This window comes from Kiloniella litopenaei (genome assembly GCF_000982415.1).
GTDB lineage: Bacteria > Pseudomonadota > Alphaproteobacteria > Kiloniellales > Kiloniellaceae > Kiloniella > Kiloniella litopenaei.
In genome coordinates this window covers 22,665-35,215 of sequence record NZ_LANI01000033.1, presented here as the reverse complement: position 1 = coordinate 35,215, position 12,551 = coordinate 22,665, and the positions used below count along the sequence as shown (strand labels likewise).

The 12,551-nt window shown below is 44.0% G+C and carries 13 protein-coding genes and 1 tRNA gene; 9 read left to right on the top strand and 5 right to left on the bottom strand.

Translation table 11 applies throughout. From position 1 onward, the window contains the following. Window positions 1–35 precede the first annotated feature (35 nt). Window positions 36–1,616, bottom strand: a complete 1,581-nt coding sequence (locus WH95_RS18825) for an ABC transporter substrate-binding protein (RefSeq protein ID WP_046509945.1) — start codon at window positions 1,614–1,616, stop codon at window positions 36–38. Window positions 1,617–1,754: 138 nt separating this feature from the next. Between WH95_RS18825 and WH95_RS18820 the strand changes: the two genes are divergently transcribed. Continuing rightward, on the top strand, window positions 1,755–2,420 hold the full coding sequence (locus WH95_RS18820; protein WP_046509943.1) for a DUF1028 domain-containing protein: 666 nt from the start codon (window positions 1,755–1,757) through the stop codon (window positions 2,418–2,420). Continuing rightward, complete coding sequence (locus WH95_RS18815; protein WP_046509942.1) at window positions 2,395–3,639, top strand: M20 family metallo-hydrolase; 1,245 nt, start codon at window positions 2,395–2,397, stop codon at window positions 3,637–3,639. The genes WH95_RS18820 and WH95_RS18815 overlap by 26 nt, the downstream gene beginning before the upstream one ends. Before the next feature lie 38 nt (window positions 3,640–3,677). Here the strand turns inward: WH95_RS18815 and WH95_RS18810 are convergent, their stop codons facing one another. Then, the gene (locus WH95_RS18810; protein ID WP_046509941.1) at window positions 3,678–4,577 is read right to left on the bottom strand and encodes a LysR family transcriptional regulator; all 900 of its coding nucleotides are present in this window, start codon (window positions 4,575–4,577) and stop codon (window positions 3,678–3,680) included. Window positions 4,578–4,713: 136 nt separating this feature from the next. Here WH95_RS18810 and WH95_RS18805 point away from each other — a divergent pair, with 136 nt between their 5' ends. Beyond that, window positions 4,714–5,253: an NADPH-dependent FMN reductase gene (locus tag WH95_RS18805; protein ID WP_046509940.1), complete on the top strand. Its 540-nt coding sequence runs from the start codon at window positions 4,714–4,716 to the stop codon at window positions 5,251–5,253. A gap of 88 nt (window positions 5,254–5,341) precedes the next feature. On the opposite strand, the gene WH95_RS18800 is transcribed toward WH95_RS18805, so the two are convergent. The 3 genes from WH95_RS18800 to WH95_RS18790 all read right to left on the bottom strand — a co-directional run bounded on the left by WH95_RS18800 (window position 5,342) and on the right by WH95_RS18790 (window position 6,374). Then, window positions 5,342–5,431: transfer RNA gene (locus WH95_RS18800), tRNA-Ser, on the bottom strand. A 187-nt stretch (window positions 5,432–5,618) separates the two neighbouring features. Beyond that, window positions 5,619–5,963 carry a FliM/FliN family flagellar motor switch protein gene (locus WH95_RS18795; RefSeq protein WP_046509939.1) on the bottom strand — a complete coding sequence of 115 codons (345 nt, stop codon included), beginning with the start codon at window positions 5,961–5,963 and terminating at the stop codon, window positions 5,619–5,621. 72 nt (window positions 5,964–6,035) lie between these two features. Next, the gene (locus WH95_RS18790; protein ID WP_046509938.1) at window positions 6,036–6,374 is read right to left on the bottom strand and encodes a PilZ domain-containing protein; all 339 of its coding nucleotides are present in this window, start codon (window positions 6,372–6,374) and stop codon (window positions 6,036–6,038) included. A gap of 153 nt (window positions 6,375–6,527) precedes the next feature. On the opposite strand from WH95_RS18790, the gene WH95_RS18785 reads away from it, so the two are divergent. From WH95_RS18785 to WH95_RS18760, 6 genes are all read left to right on the top strand, one after another. Then, the gene (locus tag WH95_RS18785) at window positions 6,528–6,968 is read left to right on the top strand and encodes a hypothetical protein (RefSeq protein WP_046509937.1); all 441 of its coding nucleotides are present in this window, start codon (window positions 6,528–6,530) and stop codon (window positions 6,966–6,968) included. 129 nt (window positions 6,969–7,097) lie between these two features. Next, entirely contained in the window at window positions 7,098–8,405 is a 1,308-nt protein-coding gene (locus tag WH95_RS18780) for a lytic murein transglycosylase (protein WP_218044532.1), read from the top strand. Between the two features lie 124 nt (window positions 8,406–8,529). Beyond that, window positions 8,530–9,483 carry a septal ring lytic transglycosylase RlpA family protein gene (locus WH95_RS18775; RefSeq protein WP_052742156.1) on the top strand — a complete coding sequence of 318 codons (954 nt, stop codon included), beginning with the start codon at window positions 8,530–8,532 and terminating at the stop codon, window positions 9,481–9,483. 187 nt (window positions 9,484–9,670) lie between these two features. Then, window positions 9,671–10,759, top strand: coding sequence for a D-alanyl-D-alanine carboxypeptidase family protein (locus WH95_RS18770; RefSeq protein WP_218044531.1), 1,089 nt, complete (start codon window positions 9,671–9,673; stop codon window positions 10,757–10,759). Window positions 10,760–10,764: 5 nt separating this feature from the next. After that, window positions 10,765–11,406 (top strand): dTMP kinase, encoded by a 642-nt coding sequence (tmk, locus tag WH95_RS18765; protein ID WP_046509935.1) that lies wholly within the window; start codon window positions 10,765–10,767, stop codon window positions 11,404–11,406. Continuing rightward, window positions 11,399–12,514 carry a DNA polymerase III subunit delta' gene (locus tag WH95_RS18760; protein ID WP_046509934.1) on the top strand — a complete coding sequence of 372 codons (1,116 nt, stop codon included), beginning with the start codon at window positions 11,399–11,401 and terminating at the stop codon, window positions 12,512–12,514. Before tmk ends, WH95_RS18760 begins: the two co-directional genes overlap by 8 nt. Window positions 12,515–12,551: the final 37 nt, after the last annotated feature.

Here is a 12,551-nt window from a genome sequence, read left to right as displayed (position 1 = left end):
TCCGAGGGTATTGGTTTTAAGGAAAACCTTGAAGGTTATTTTTTAACAACGCCCTGCAAATGAAGCAGGAACGAAGGTTCCAGGCCAAAGTTCTTTACCCGGTCGCTGGTAACAGCATTCTGTTTCCAGTTCGCAACAAACACCCAAGGGGCATCTTCTTGAACAATTGTCTGCATCTCGCGATATAGACGGGCACGCTCTTCAAGGTCAGTCGCAGTACGAGCAGATTCAAGCAGTTCATCGACCTTCTCATTTGCGTAATACCCCGAATTAAAACCACCTTCTGAAGGCCAGGCTTTTGAGCGAAGGGCAAGATAGGGAAGAGTATCCGGATCATTAGTCATCCAGGCCATTTCTGCCATATCTGCCTTTCCTTCAAGACCGGGATTTACTTCACCCAAGAAGGTGTTCCATTCATAGGTTTCAATTTTCACATCAAACCCCACAGCTTCAAGATCAGCCTGGATTGCGGTTCCCATTGGAACTGGCTCCAGCATGCCTGAACCACCTTCGGTAACATAAAAGGTCAATTCGGCACCTTCGACACCAGCTTCGGCAATCAGCGCCTTGGCTTTTTCAGGGTCATAAGGGTAGGGATCCAATGCTTCATTATACGCCCATGCGAAGGCAGGGGGGGTAGGTCCTGCAGCTACAGTTGCCGTTCCTTCAAGCACATCATTAACAATGGCTTCTTTATTAATTGCATAGTTGGCAGCCTGCCGAACTTTTTTATCTGCAAAGGGGCCTTCCTTTGCGTTAAGGATCAAAAACCAGACGTGCGGTCCAGCTTGCTCAGTCACCGTAAAGTTATCTCCTGCAAATTGTCCCAAAGATGTTGGCGGAACTTCAACCATCAAATCGATGCCCCCGGCCAACATTTCGGCCACACGGGTATTTGCATCTGTAATCGGTCGAAAAACAACAGCATCAGAGCCTGCTTTTTCTCCCCAGTATTCGTTATTGCGTTCAACAACAACGGCCTCATTAGAACGCCATTCCGCAAATTTGAAAGGGCCGGTTCCCACAGGACTACGACCAAATTCCTTTTTTTGCGCCTTTACAGCAGCAGGGGAAACAATAAGACCCGTCGGATAAGCCAAATTAGACAAGAATGGAGCATAAGGAGCATTTAATTTGAACTTAACTGTCATTTCATCAACAACATCTGTTGATTCAACGGCGCCAAAAAAGAACGCAAGCGGGAAAGGTCCGGTGTCATGATAAGGATGCTTTTCATCCAGCATTCTATCAAAGTTAAACTTCACAGCTTCGGCATTGAATGGCGTGCCATCATGAAAAGTAACGCCTTCACGTAAAGTAAAAGTGTATTCGGTACCGTCATCACTAATCGTCCATTTGGTTGCCAGTGAAGGTTCCACTTCCAACGTACCAGATTTATATCTGGTCAAACCCTCGTACAAATTAACAAGAATTCTAAAATCATTCACTGCAGTCACTGCTGCAGGGTCAAGAGATTTTGGCTCGGCAATTTGGCCAACAATTAATACGCCGGGTGGCGTTTCAGCAACTGCAGAGGAAGTGACAGAACCAAAAACAAGCATCGTGCTTGCGGCGGCTGCCAAAAATCCCCGGCGAGTCCAGGTCGTAAACGTCATTGTATTTCTCCCTGTTGGGTTCATTTCCCTGTTGTTATGACGCTCATTATTTATCATGATAAATTGCACTGGTCAATTTATCATGATAAATAACATAATGAAGCAAGATACTTTACGATCTATGATTGATGGAATGACATGACCTTTTCAATACTCGCACTCGATCCTGAAACAGGGGCAATTGGCGGTGCAGCAGCTACGGGTTCACTATGTGTCGGTGGGTGGGTTTTACGCGGTGATTTACATGCTGGAATGTCGGCAAGCCAAGGTGCTGCACCATCCACATTTTGGGGGGAAGATGTTCTTATTGAAATGCTCCGTGGCACTGGCGCAACACAAGCTGTCAAACAAATAACGTCAACAGATTCAGGACGCGATTATCGACAATTGACTGCACTTGATCTATCGGGGCAAACAGGCGCTTTTACTGGTGATTTAAACGAACAGGGAAAAGGGAGCCTTGTGTTTGGAAATGGTATTGTATCCGGCAACATGTTGGCCAATATTAACGTCCTTGACGCAATGGCACTAAGTTTTGAGCAATCAGATAAACCATTTGATCAGCGTTTACTAAATACCTTACACGCAGCAGTGAAAGAGGGGGGAGACTATCGCGGGCTTTTATCTGCCGCTTTACTGGTTCTGCACCCCAATAATCCTCCCTTAACATTACGTATAGATTATCACCCGAATGATCCTGTTACCGCCTTGATAGAGCTACACAAAAAAGCAACAACAGGAGACTATGCAAACTGGGCAAAACAAGTACCCATACTAAATGACAAGGAACGTACTCTTGATTGATTGGGGCCGTCGTGCCGAAAAGCTATTAAAAGAATTATCAACATATACAGAAAAAGGTCCCGGGGTGACCCGTCTTCCTTTCTCGCCTGAACACAAACAGGCACTGGCGCTTTTGCAAAAGGTTATGTTGAATGCAGGTTTGTCGGTATCTCTTGATAATGCAGGCACGTTAATTGGAAGATTAGAGGGACCACCAGATTCAAAAACATTTATGATGGGATCGCATCAAGATTCTGTCCGCCAAGGTGGGGGGTATGATGGAATTATGGGGGTTATATTACCCATCATGGCCCTGGAAAAGCTCAAAGAAGAAAGTTACAAGCTCCCCTTCAGCGTAGAAATTCTTGCCTTTGCTGATGAAGAAGGAGTTCGGTTTCCAACAGCCCTGATCGGTTCAAGAGCATTAGCAGGCACTTATGATTCATCCGTTTTATCAATGGTGGATTCCGATGGAATATCTTTAAAACAAGCTCTGACACAATTTGGCCTCCGGCCAGATCAGATTAGCCATATCAAACGCTCCCCCAATGACATAATTGGTTTTTTGGAAACCCATATAGAGCAGGGCCCAATTCTGGAAGAATCAGATGAAGCCGTCGGTGTCGTTACAGCTATTTGCGGTATTGAACGGCATCAAATCGTTATAAAGGGAGAAACCGGACACGCAGGAACCTTGCCTATGTCTGGTCGTCGAGATGCCTTGGTCGGAGCAGCATCAATAATTACCGAAGTCAATAGGATGGGACAGGAAGAAACAGATTTACGTTCCACTGTGGGTTCACTCTCTCTCGAACCGAATGTGGTTAATGCTGTACCGCGTGAAGTCCGTATGACCGCTGAATTTAGATCGCCAAATGACGACAAGCGACAAAGTGCAGGAGAACACCTGCATGATTTTGCCAAGAAAATTGCTGCCGGAACAGGTTTGAACATTTCTTGTTCATTAACCTACGAACAGATGGCACAACCATGTGATAAAACCATGTCAGTCATCCTTGAAAAATCAATTCTTTCTTTTGGCGGGCGGGCAATATCTTTGCCTTCGGGAGCAACACACGATGCTTCGGCAATAGCAGATTTATGCCCCATATCCATGCTTTTTGTGCGCTGCCGCGATGGCGTCAGTCACAAACCAGAAGAGTTTGCTTCGTCAGATGATATGGGCATGGCGATATCTGTTCTTGCGACTTTCCTGAAGCAGGTTCAAAATCTTTCTTAACATACACTTCAATATCTCGATCCTTGCGAGATTAACAATTATACCCGTGTATTCATTTTGAATTTCTGTTCAAAAAAATCGATCCAGGCTCTGGCTTTTTTAGTCAGGCCTTTTCGGCTGGGATAAAGAATATAATAGCTGATAACCTTACTCTGCCAATCAGGTAAAACCTGTACAAGACGGCCATTCTGAATAGCGTCACGGATAATATATTCAGGCATAAGTGAAATCCCGCAACCATCTTCGACCATAGAACGCAATGCTGTGAAATCATTAACGGTATCATTTGGCATGACATCCACAGAACGCAATTCACCCGATTTGTTCTCAAAAATAAATTGTTTCAGGTCAAAACTGTCGCTCATCATCAATAGTTTATGACGAGACAGTTCTTCCAAAGAGCTGAGAGAACCATACTTTTCCAAATAATCGGGTGCTGCACATAGCTTGGCCCTCGCTTGACCGATGCGTTTTGTCATCAAGCTTGAATCCTCTTGCTCGCCAACCCGGATCACCAAATCATAACCTTCTGTAATCAAATCAACGTGACGATTACTTAGATCAAGGTTAATTTTTATATCAGGATATAGTTTTGCAAATTCACCAAGATATGGCGCAACAAGATACTGCCCAATCGCAAAAGAAACACTTACTCTCAGATTTCCCCGGGGTGTTTCCCGCATATTATTCATGCTCTCGACAGCACTTTCAGATTCCTCGACGATACGCCGACAGTGATGCAGAAAAATAGTCCCCATTTCAGTGAGTTGAATGGCACGGGTTGTACGTTCAATTAATCGAACACCCAAATCATTTTCCAAGGTCGATATACGGCGACTAACGCGTGATTTGGGTATGTTCAATATACGGGCTGCAGCAGAGATACCTTCCAGTTCAGCAACTTTTGCAAACAATACCATATCGTTCAAATTAATCACGTTAGAGCCCCTCATTATCACCATTGTCCTATTTATAGAACAATATATCTCAAATTCAAGGCTAAAAAACTTATTTTAGAACACATATTTTTTGAACAGAACCGAATAACCCAAGTAACAAGAGTAGGACGTTACAATGAAAATACTCGCATTTGCAGCCAGTAGCAGTAGAAAATCAATTAATAAGACACTCGTTACCTACGCAGGAGAGCAACTGAAAGAGTTACGAGACGATGTAACCGTCGAAGTTATTGATATTAATGATTACGAACTGCCCTTGTTCAGCACGGATAGAGAAGAAGAACTTGGTCAACCACAGCTTGCGCATGATTTTTATAACAAGATCAAAGAGTCAGACGGCCTGATTATCTCTTTTGCTGAACATAACGGTTCCTATACAGCCGCATACAAGAACCTGTTTGATTGGGCTTCAAGGATAGACGTTAAGGTTTTTCAAAACAAACCGTCATTATTTCTATCAACGTCAACCGGACAAGGCGGAGCGGGCAGTGTTCTAAAGTCAGCAGAAACATCTGCACCTTTCTTTGGCGCAGATTTAAAAGCGGCTCTTTCAATTCCAAGTTTTGAAGATAATTTTGACAGAACCAACAATCAGCTTACAAATGTTGAGCTAAAACAAAAGTTAAATGATGCACTCTTTAAACTTGCTCTTTAAACAAGATCTCTTAATGAACATCAGCAATTGAGACACATATAAAAAAATAGTGAGCCGGATATTCATCAACGGCTCACTATTTGAATAATGGCGGAAGGACAGGGATTCGAACCCTGGAAGGGCTTGCACCCTTGCTGGTTTTCAAGACCAGTGCATTCAACCGCTCTGCCATCCTTCCATATTACCGATCAGAGAATTAAAATCTGCATTCTTGTTCGGACGGGCTTTGAAATATCTCCATTTGAACGTAGTGTCAAATGCTTAGAGCAGAAAAAATGACATTTTTTGTTTTTTCTTTTAAAAATGAAAAAAGGAGCCACACAGCTCCTTCACATTTCTCAGCACAAAACATATGCAATTATCGGTTAATCACCTGTTCTTTTAATCATTTCTATGATTTCGACACACAATCGGTCTTCTTTGATCATAACTTCGCCGCGTGCAATCATTTGATCATTGATAGAGATATCAATTGTATCCCCAATATATTTATCCAGCTCAACGACCGCGCCACGCCCCATCTTCAACAGTTGACTTACGGGCATCTGTGCAGTTCCCAGTATCGCGGATACCTCTAAACCGACCCCATGAACCGCAGGAATGTTTTCATCTATTTCAGATGAATCCACCGCTGGACTTTCCGGTTCGTCCGGAGGAGAATCGAACATGTCATCAACATCATCGTTGTTCATAACTTCTTCATCAGACATGAAGTGACCTTTTTATATAATTTACCTGCAACTTAGATTTGCTCTTAATAAGAATACGCTGGCTCGTGTATCTTAGCTATCAAAATAATTAGCAATAAGAATTCGTGTCTCGGGGGCCATTTCCACAAAAACACCAGCAAGTGTTTCTTTGTCAGGTTCAATTCTGACAATAATAGATTTACAGTTAAATTCGAGCTTACCGCCATCAAGTTCCAGAGAAAAGAAGATATCGATATGATCTCCGCGTAATAATGGTCCATCATAACCTGTGACCGCAAACCCACTAGAGCTCCAGTTATCCAAGGAATATCCAACATCGTGGATGGTAACCGTCCCCACGGCTCCAAATTCACGTCCCTCACGACGCACTTCTTTCTTGCCAAAAAGCTTATCTAACAAATTTTTGATCATGCCCAAGCGAGATCCTTAAATAAATCAATAATATAATTAACCCGTAAGATCTCATAAAAATCAAAACAAGATGTTAACCCTACGTTTTCTTTTAACAGTTATATTGATTTTTATAAATTAAAAATGCCTGATTAAGTAATGTAAAGTAGCGGTATGCCGGGAAAAGCAAAAAAACTGTTCGTAACAGCAATCTTTTCGATAGCCTTTGTTCAACCTATTTACAGTAGTGTTGCACAGAATGGTTACCTGACCCCGAATAATATTACACGTAAACCTCTGCTTAAGCCTGGATTGCCAAGCCAGCAGTTAAAAAAAGAACGCTATTTGGGCAGCAGGTTAATATACAGCACCAAAGATCCTCTATCAGAAATATTCACAAAGGATCCTGGCTTGAGTAAAGCTTGTCGACGAGGCCGCTTTAAACAGGTCAAATCAATGCAATATATAGCTGTCGTTGATGGTAGAAAATACGGAGCAGCTTTATACCAAAGCAACATGCTCCATGATCCTAAAAAGCTAGCAGAGAAGAATAGAATTTATCTGTTCAAAGGTCAGGGGACGTCCAATTGCCGTGTCTTTCACAAACAAATATAACCCCCAAATAAATCCCAAAACAAATATTGAGAGAAATATAATTGTAAACAAGGTGGCCTTCATCGCGATATTTCGGATAATGTTCTCTTAAATTTATTTGAGACTATCTTTCGCGATTCGGAGCTTATCTTGTTTTTTTCATTGCGCAGAACCAGTAAATTACAGACAAATGATAAATCAAAAAAAAATGGTAAAATTAGTCCACAAATTAAGTTCTGTAGTTACCTTTTTTCAGCAGTAATTTCTACTTCATTCATAATCTCGTCAGTACATGCCCAGACTGCCGAAGGCACACCGGAACAGGCCGTATCACAAATACCTTTTGAACAGTGGCTTAACGAATTCAAAATTGAAGCAAGAAGCAAAGGAATCTCAGAACAAACCCTGACCCGAAGCTTTAAAAATATTCAACCGATCCCCAAGATTATTGAATATGACCGCAGACAACCTGAATTTACCCGCACTTTCTGGAGCTATCTTGATCGGGCTGTAAACAGCCAACGTATCAAAAAAGCACAACAACTTCAGCAAACTCATAAAGAATTACTGGATAACATCAGCAAGAAATATGGTGTTCAAAGCCGGTTCCTGCTCGCGTTCTGGGGACTGGAAAGTAATTTTGGCCAACACACGGGTGGATTTTCGGTCATTGCTGCAGATGCAACACTAGCCTACGACACCCGACGCAGTGATTTCTTCAGAACCCAGCTCCTTGAAGCCTTACGTATTATAGATGATGGTCATATCACACCGGAAAAAATGCAGGGGTCGTGGGCAGGGGCCATGGGGCACCTTCAATTTATTCCCTCAACGTACAACCTTTATGCCGTTGATGAAAATGGTGATGGCCGCAAGGATATCTGGCACAGCCTTCCAGATGTTTTTGGATCAGCAGCCAACTATCTGGGGCAAATTGGTTGGGATGACGAATATACCTGGGGCAGAGAAGTTCAGCTTCCACAGGATTTCGACTGGGATTTGGTCGGGCTTGATACCAGGAAAACCCTGATCGAGTGGCAACAGGCCGGGGTTAGAAAAATAACCGGCAATAAGTTACCTGCGCTTGATCTGGAAGCATCCTTAATCCTTCCCTCTGGACATAAAGGGCCAGCATTTCTGGTTTACAATAACTTCCGTAAAATCCTGAACTGGAACAGATCCATTCTTTATGCCCTTGCGGTCGGCCATCTATCAGATCGCATTGCTGGGAAATCTCCGCTCATGTCACCACGCCCGGTAAATGAACGTCCCTTGCATCGAACGGAAATTGAAGAAATCCAAACTCTTCTTGCAAACCTTGGCTACGATGTAGGCAAAGCCGATGGAATAATCGGCAGGAAAACACGTGAGGGCATCCGTAACTTTCAAAAGAAAGTCGGCTTACCCGGCGATGGATACCCCGATGAAGCACTTCTTTTGAAGTTAAGAAAATCCTGAAACGATTAAAATAAGATGAAACCCAAAGCGTTGAATAAATTAATCACAGGGATCACACTAGATAAGATTGATAAGACTTCGATAGAAGCATACAATCTTTTTCAGTATTTGTATGGGGGTCTTAATGAGTTTGAATAAATTTCCAAAAATTGCAGCATGTCTTACTGTAATCGGCCTGGGCTTAAGCGGGTGTGCAGAAATAGAACTTGCTTCCCATGCCACCAAAACAATCACACGTAGTGATACCCCAAAAACTATTGGCCGTTATAAAGTGGGATCCCCCTATCAGGTCAAAAAAATTTGGTACTATCCGGCTGTAGATTACGGTTACAGCGAAACGGGAATAGCATCTTGGTATGGCCCCGGTTTTGATGGCAAACAAACTGCGAATGGCGAAATTTACGATCAATATGCGCTTACCGCAGCTCATAGAACACTCCCCATGCCATCACTTGTTCGCGTTACAAATCTTGGAAACGGACGTTCTATTAAGTTACGCATTAATGATCGTGGACCGTTCTCGAACAACCGCATTATTGATGTCTCTCGCCGTGCAGCACAGCTTTTGGGTTTCGAACTTCAAGGGACAGCAAAAGTAAAAGTTGAGATACTAGAGGAAGAGAGTAGGCAACTGGCTGCTCAGGCACAGGGGAAAGACTATACGCCACAGGTCGCTTCAAACGAAAACACAACACTCGCGGCCCCGACAGAGACTGTAACAGCGGAACCGCTGGATGCGCCAGCGACGTCTTCTGCGGCAACGGAACCCTCACAACCAATTCAGACAGCAAAGGTTGAACCTGTTGCAAATTTTACCGATGGCGTCGTGTCCCAGACGCCTGTTGCACCAACTAGTATCTATGTACAGGCTGGCTCTTTTTTACAGGTTCATAATGCAAACCGACTTCGTGCTCGTTTATCCCCGCTTGGGACAGCTCAGGTAGCCGATGCAGCTGTAGGGGAACGAACCTTTTATCGCGTACGACTTGGCCCGTTAACCAACGTTCAAGAAGCTGATGAACTCTTAAAAATACTTCACGACAATGGTTATAATGATGCACGTGTTGTGGTTGATTGACTTTACAGCCGTATCTATTGGCAGAATGACATACTTTCTCCACAAAGCCCCAGTACTCATCTAACTAAGCGTAACAGTTTACATAAATAGAAAACTCTAAGACACTCAGGTCAGATCATTGCAAAACAAAATGAATTCAAAAATTGGATCTTCTCTAAAATCAATTTTATTTGGTGGCGCATGCCTCATGGCGATTACTCAATCCGCGTTTGCTATTGAGACATCCGCACGAGAAGCCTACCTGATCGACTATACGACAAAAACGGTCCTGATTAACAAAGACGCCGAAGTGTCTATGCCTCCGGCTTCCATGAGTAAGATCATGACGGCATATATGGTGTTTGAACGCCTAAAGGATGGTCGACTTTCACTGGATGATAAATTGCCTGTCAGCGAAAAAGCCTGGCGCAAAGGTGGATCAAAAATGTTTGTCGAAGTCGGCAAAGAAGTTTCTATTCATGACTTGTTGCGCGGCATTATTGTTCAATCAGGAAATGATGCCTGTATTGTAGTCGCAGAAGGTCTCGGCGGTTCCGAAGAAAACTTCGCGCTGGAGATGACGGCAAAGGCGCGCGAGCTTGGCATGGAAAACAGTACCTTTGCCAATGCAACAGGATGGCCCGATCCAGGGCAAAGAATGACGGCAAAAGATCTGGCAATCCTGGCTGATCGTATTATCACAGACTTCCCTGAATTTTATGATGTCTATTCAGAAAAATCCTTTACCTGGTCCGGTATTACACAAGGCAACAGAAACCCGTTACTCTATAAAAACCTTGGGGCCGACGGCCTTAAAACCGGTCACACAGAAGAGGCCGGCTATGGTTTGACTGCATCCGCCAAGCAAGGTGATCGCCGTATTATTATGGTTTTGAATGGTATGGGAAGCGCCAAGGAACGTGCAGAAGAGTCTGCACGGCTGGTTTCCTGGGCCTTTAGGGAGTTTGATAATTTTGAACTCTTCAAAGCTGGTGAAACAGTAGATACAGCCGATGTCTGGCTCGGCACAGAAAAGACCATTGATCTGGTTCCCGAAGAGGATCTTCTCTTAACTCTACCGCGAAACGCAAAAAATAAAATGACGGCCACAGTCAATTATGTTGGTCCGATCCAGACCCCTATCGAAAAAGGGGAAAGACTTGGAACATTGACGATCGAGGCACCGGATATTGATACAGTTGAAATTCCGCTTGTTGCCGCAAATTCAGTAGAGAGAGAAGGCGGCTTTAGTCGTATTGTTTCTGCCCTCAATTATCTGATTTTTGGAAAATCATAACCCCCATGCCCAAAGGTTTTTTTATATCCCTTGAAGGTGGAGAAGGGGCAGGGAAAAGCACGCAAATCAAACGCTTATCCCAACGTCTTGATATATACGGTTACAAAAACACCTGTACCAGAGAACCCGGAGGAACGCCGGGTGCCGAACTTATTCGTGACTTGCTGGTTCGTGGTGATGCATCGCGGTGGACACCAAAAACAGAAGCTCTTTTAATGTTTGCGGCCCGACAGGAACATGTTGAAAAGGTGATTAAGCCTGCCCTTGAAAAAGGGGAATGGGTAATCTGTGACCGTTTTGCAGATTCCTCTGTCGCCTATCAAGGGATAGGGCACGGCTTGGGAGCAAAAAAAGTTACCGATCTTCACGATTGGGTTTTGGGCGATTTTCAACCTGATCTGACATTGATACTGGATCTGCCTGTTTCTGTTGGTCTTGGCCGCACACGCGGGCATGATCTCGGCGAAAATCGCTTTGAGGGAATGGAAACATCTTTTCACGAGCGTATGCGTGAAGGATTTTTGTCAATTGCAAAAGAAGCCCCTGATCGCTGCGTCGTCATAGATGCCACACAATCACTGGATGACGTAGAAAGATCCATATGGGAAGCTGTCACCAATAAATTTACCGGATCTTTTGATGGCTAAAGCAACCCGGAAGAAAGCACAACCAGAACCCGACCTCATTGATCATCCCAGATTAACGCAAAACCTGGTTGGTCACACAAATGCTGAAGAAACTCTTCTAAGGGGATTTAATTCCGGTAAACTTCCGCATGCATGGATGCTGACAGGTCCCAAAGGTATTGGCAAAGCAACACTCGCTTATCGTTTTGCCCGCTTCTTGATGAATCAAATCAACGAAGGTGAAGGCAGCAGCCTGTTTGGGGATAGCACTCCACCAACAACACTGGATATTGGTATTGATAATCCTGTCGCAAAAAGAATTGCGGCCGGGGCCCATGGTGATCTCGTCACACTGGAATTAAGTCCGGATGAAAAGGGCAAGATGCGAACGACAATCCCAGTCGATGAGGTTCGCAAAATTGTTAATTTTTCACACAAGACATCAATCGAAGGTGGCTGGCGTATTGTCATTGTAGATGCTGTTGAAGAAATGAATACCAATGCAGCAAATGCACTTCTCAAGGTTCTGGAAGAACCGCCGGAAAAAACTGTACTGTTGCTCATATCCCATCTTCCCGGACAAATTCTACAAACGATCCATTCCAGGTGCTGTCATCTTCCGCTTACGGCGTTGAACGAAGATACAGTTATAACGTTACTCAAAAACAAAGTTCCTGAACTATCGGACGGTGACGTCACCCAGCTCGCCAAACTGTCAGAAGGCTCGATCGGAAAAGCACTGGATCTCTGGAAAAGTGGCGGCCTTGACCTTTACAGAGAAATGATCTCGTTGCTTTCTACCTTACCAAATTTGGATATGGTAAAGCTCTATTCCTTTGCGGATAAACTTTCCAGCTCTGATCCGCTCGCGTTCAAAACGGGTATGGAACTTTATCTTTGGTGGCTTGCACGTTTAACCAAGACAGCTGGGCAAGGTATACTGCCAGACTTGGTTATTCCCGAAGAACAAACACTAATCTCTGCATTAATTGAACGACATGGTCTTGCGCAATGGCTCGGCCTGTGGGAGAAGTGCTCGAAGAATTATGCCCGTGCTACCCGTGCTAATCTGGATAAAAAGCAGGTCGTTGTGACAACCTTAACGGAACTCCAATCCCTGGCCTCCTGATTGACACAGGGTATCCCGGCAGTGCTTGTTGATCAGG

What these genes read in the sequence shown, in the direction of transcription:
- WH95_RS18760 (WP_046509934.1), top strand. Translation starts at nt 11,399, where the DNA reads ATGGCTAAAGCAACCCGGAAGAAAGCACAACCAGAACCCGACCTCATT.
- WH95_RS18785 (WP_046509937.1), top strand. Translation starts at nt 6,528, where the DNA reads ATGCCGGGAAAAGCAAAAAAACTGTTCGTAACAGCAATCTTTTCGATA.
- WH95_RS18815 (WP_046509942.1), top strand. Translation starts at nt 2,395, where the DNA reads ATGACAAGGAACGTACTCTTGATTGATTGGGGCCGTCGTGCCGAAAAG.
- tmk (WP_046509935.1), top strand. Translation starts at nt 10,765, where the DNA reads ATGCCCAAAGGTTTTTTTATATCCCTTGAAGGTGGAGAAGGGGCAGGG.
- WH95_RS18795 (WP_046509939.1), bottom strand. Translation starts at nt 5,963, where the DNA reads ATGTCTGATGAAGAAGTTATGAACAACGATGATGTTGATGACATGTTC.
- WH95_RS18805 (WP_046509940.1), top strand. Translation starts at nt 4,714, where the DNA reads ATGAAAATACTCGCATTTGCAGCCAGTAGCAGTAGAAAATCAATTAAT.
- WH95_RS18825 (WP_046509945.1), bottom strand. Translation starts at nt 1,616, where the DNA reads ATGACGTTTACGACCTGGACTCGCCGGGGATTTTTGGCAGCCGCCGCA.
- WH95_RS18770 (WP_218044531.1), top strand. Translation starts at nt 9,671, where the DNA reads ATGGCGATTACTCAATCCGCGTTTGCTATTGAGACATCCGCACGAGAA.
- WH95_RS18775 (WP_052742156.1), top strand. Translation starts at nt 8,530, where the DNA reads ATGAGTTTGAATAAATTTCCAAAAATTGCAGCATGTCTTACTGTAATC.
- WH95_RS18820 (WP_046509943.1), top strand. Translation starts at nt 1,755, where the DNA reads ATGACCTTTTCAATACTCGCACTCGATCCTGAAACAGGGGCAATTGGC.
- WH95_RS18790 (WP_046509938.1), bottom strand. Translation starts at nt 6,374, where the DNA reads ATGATCAAAAATTTGTTAGATAAGCTTTTTGGCAAGAAAGAAGTGCGT.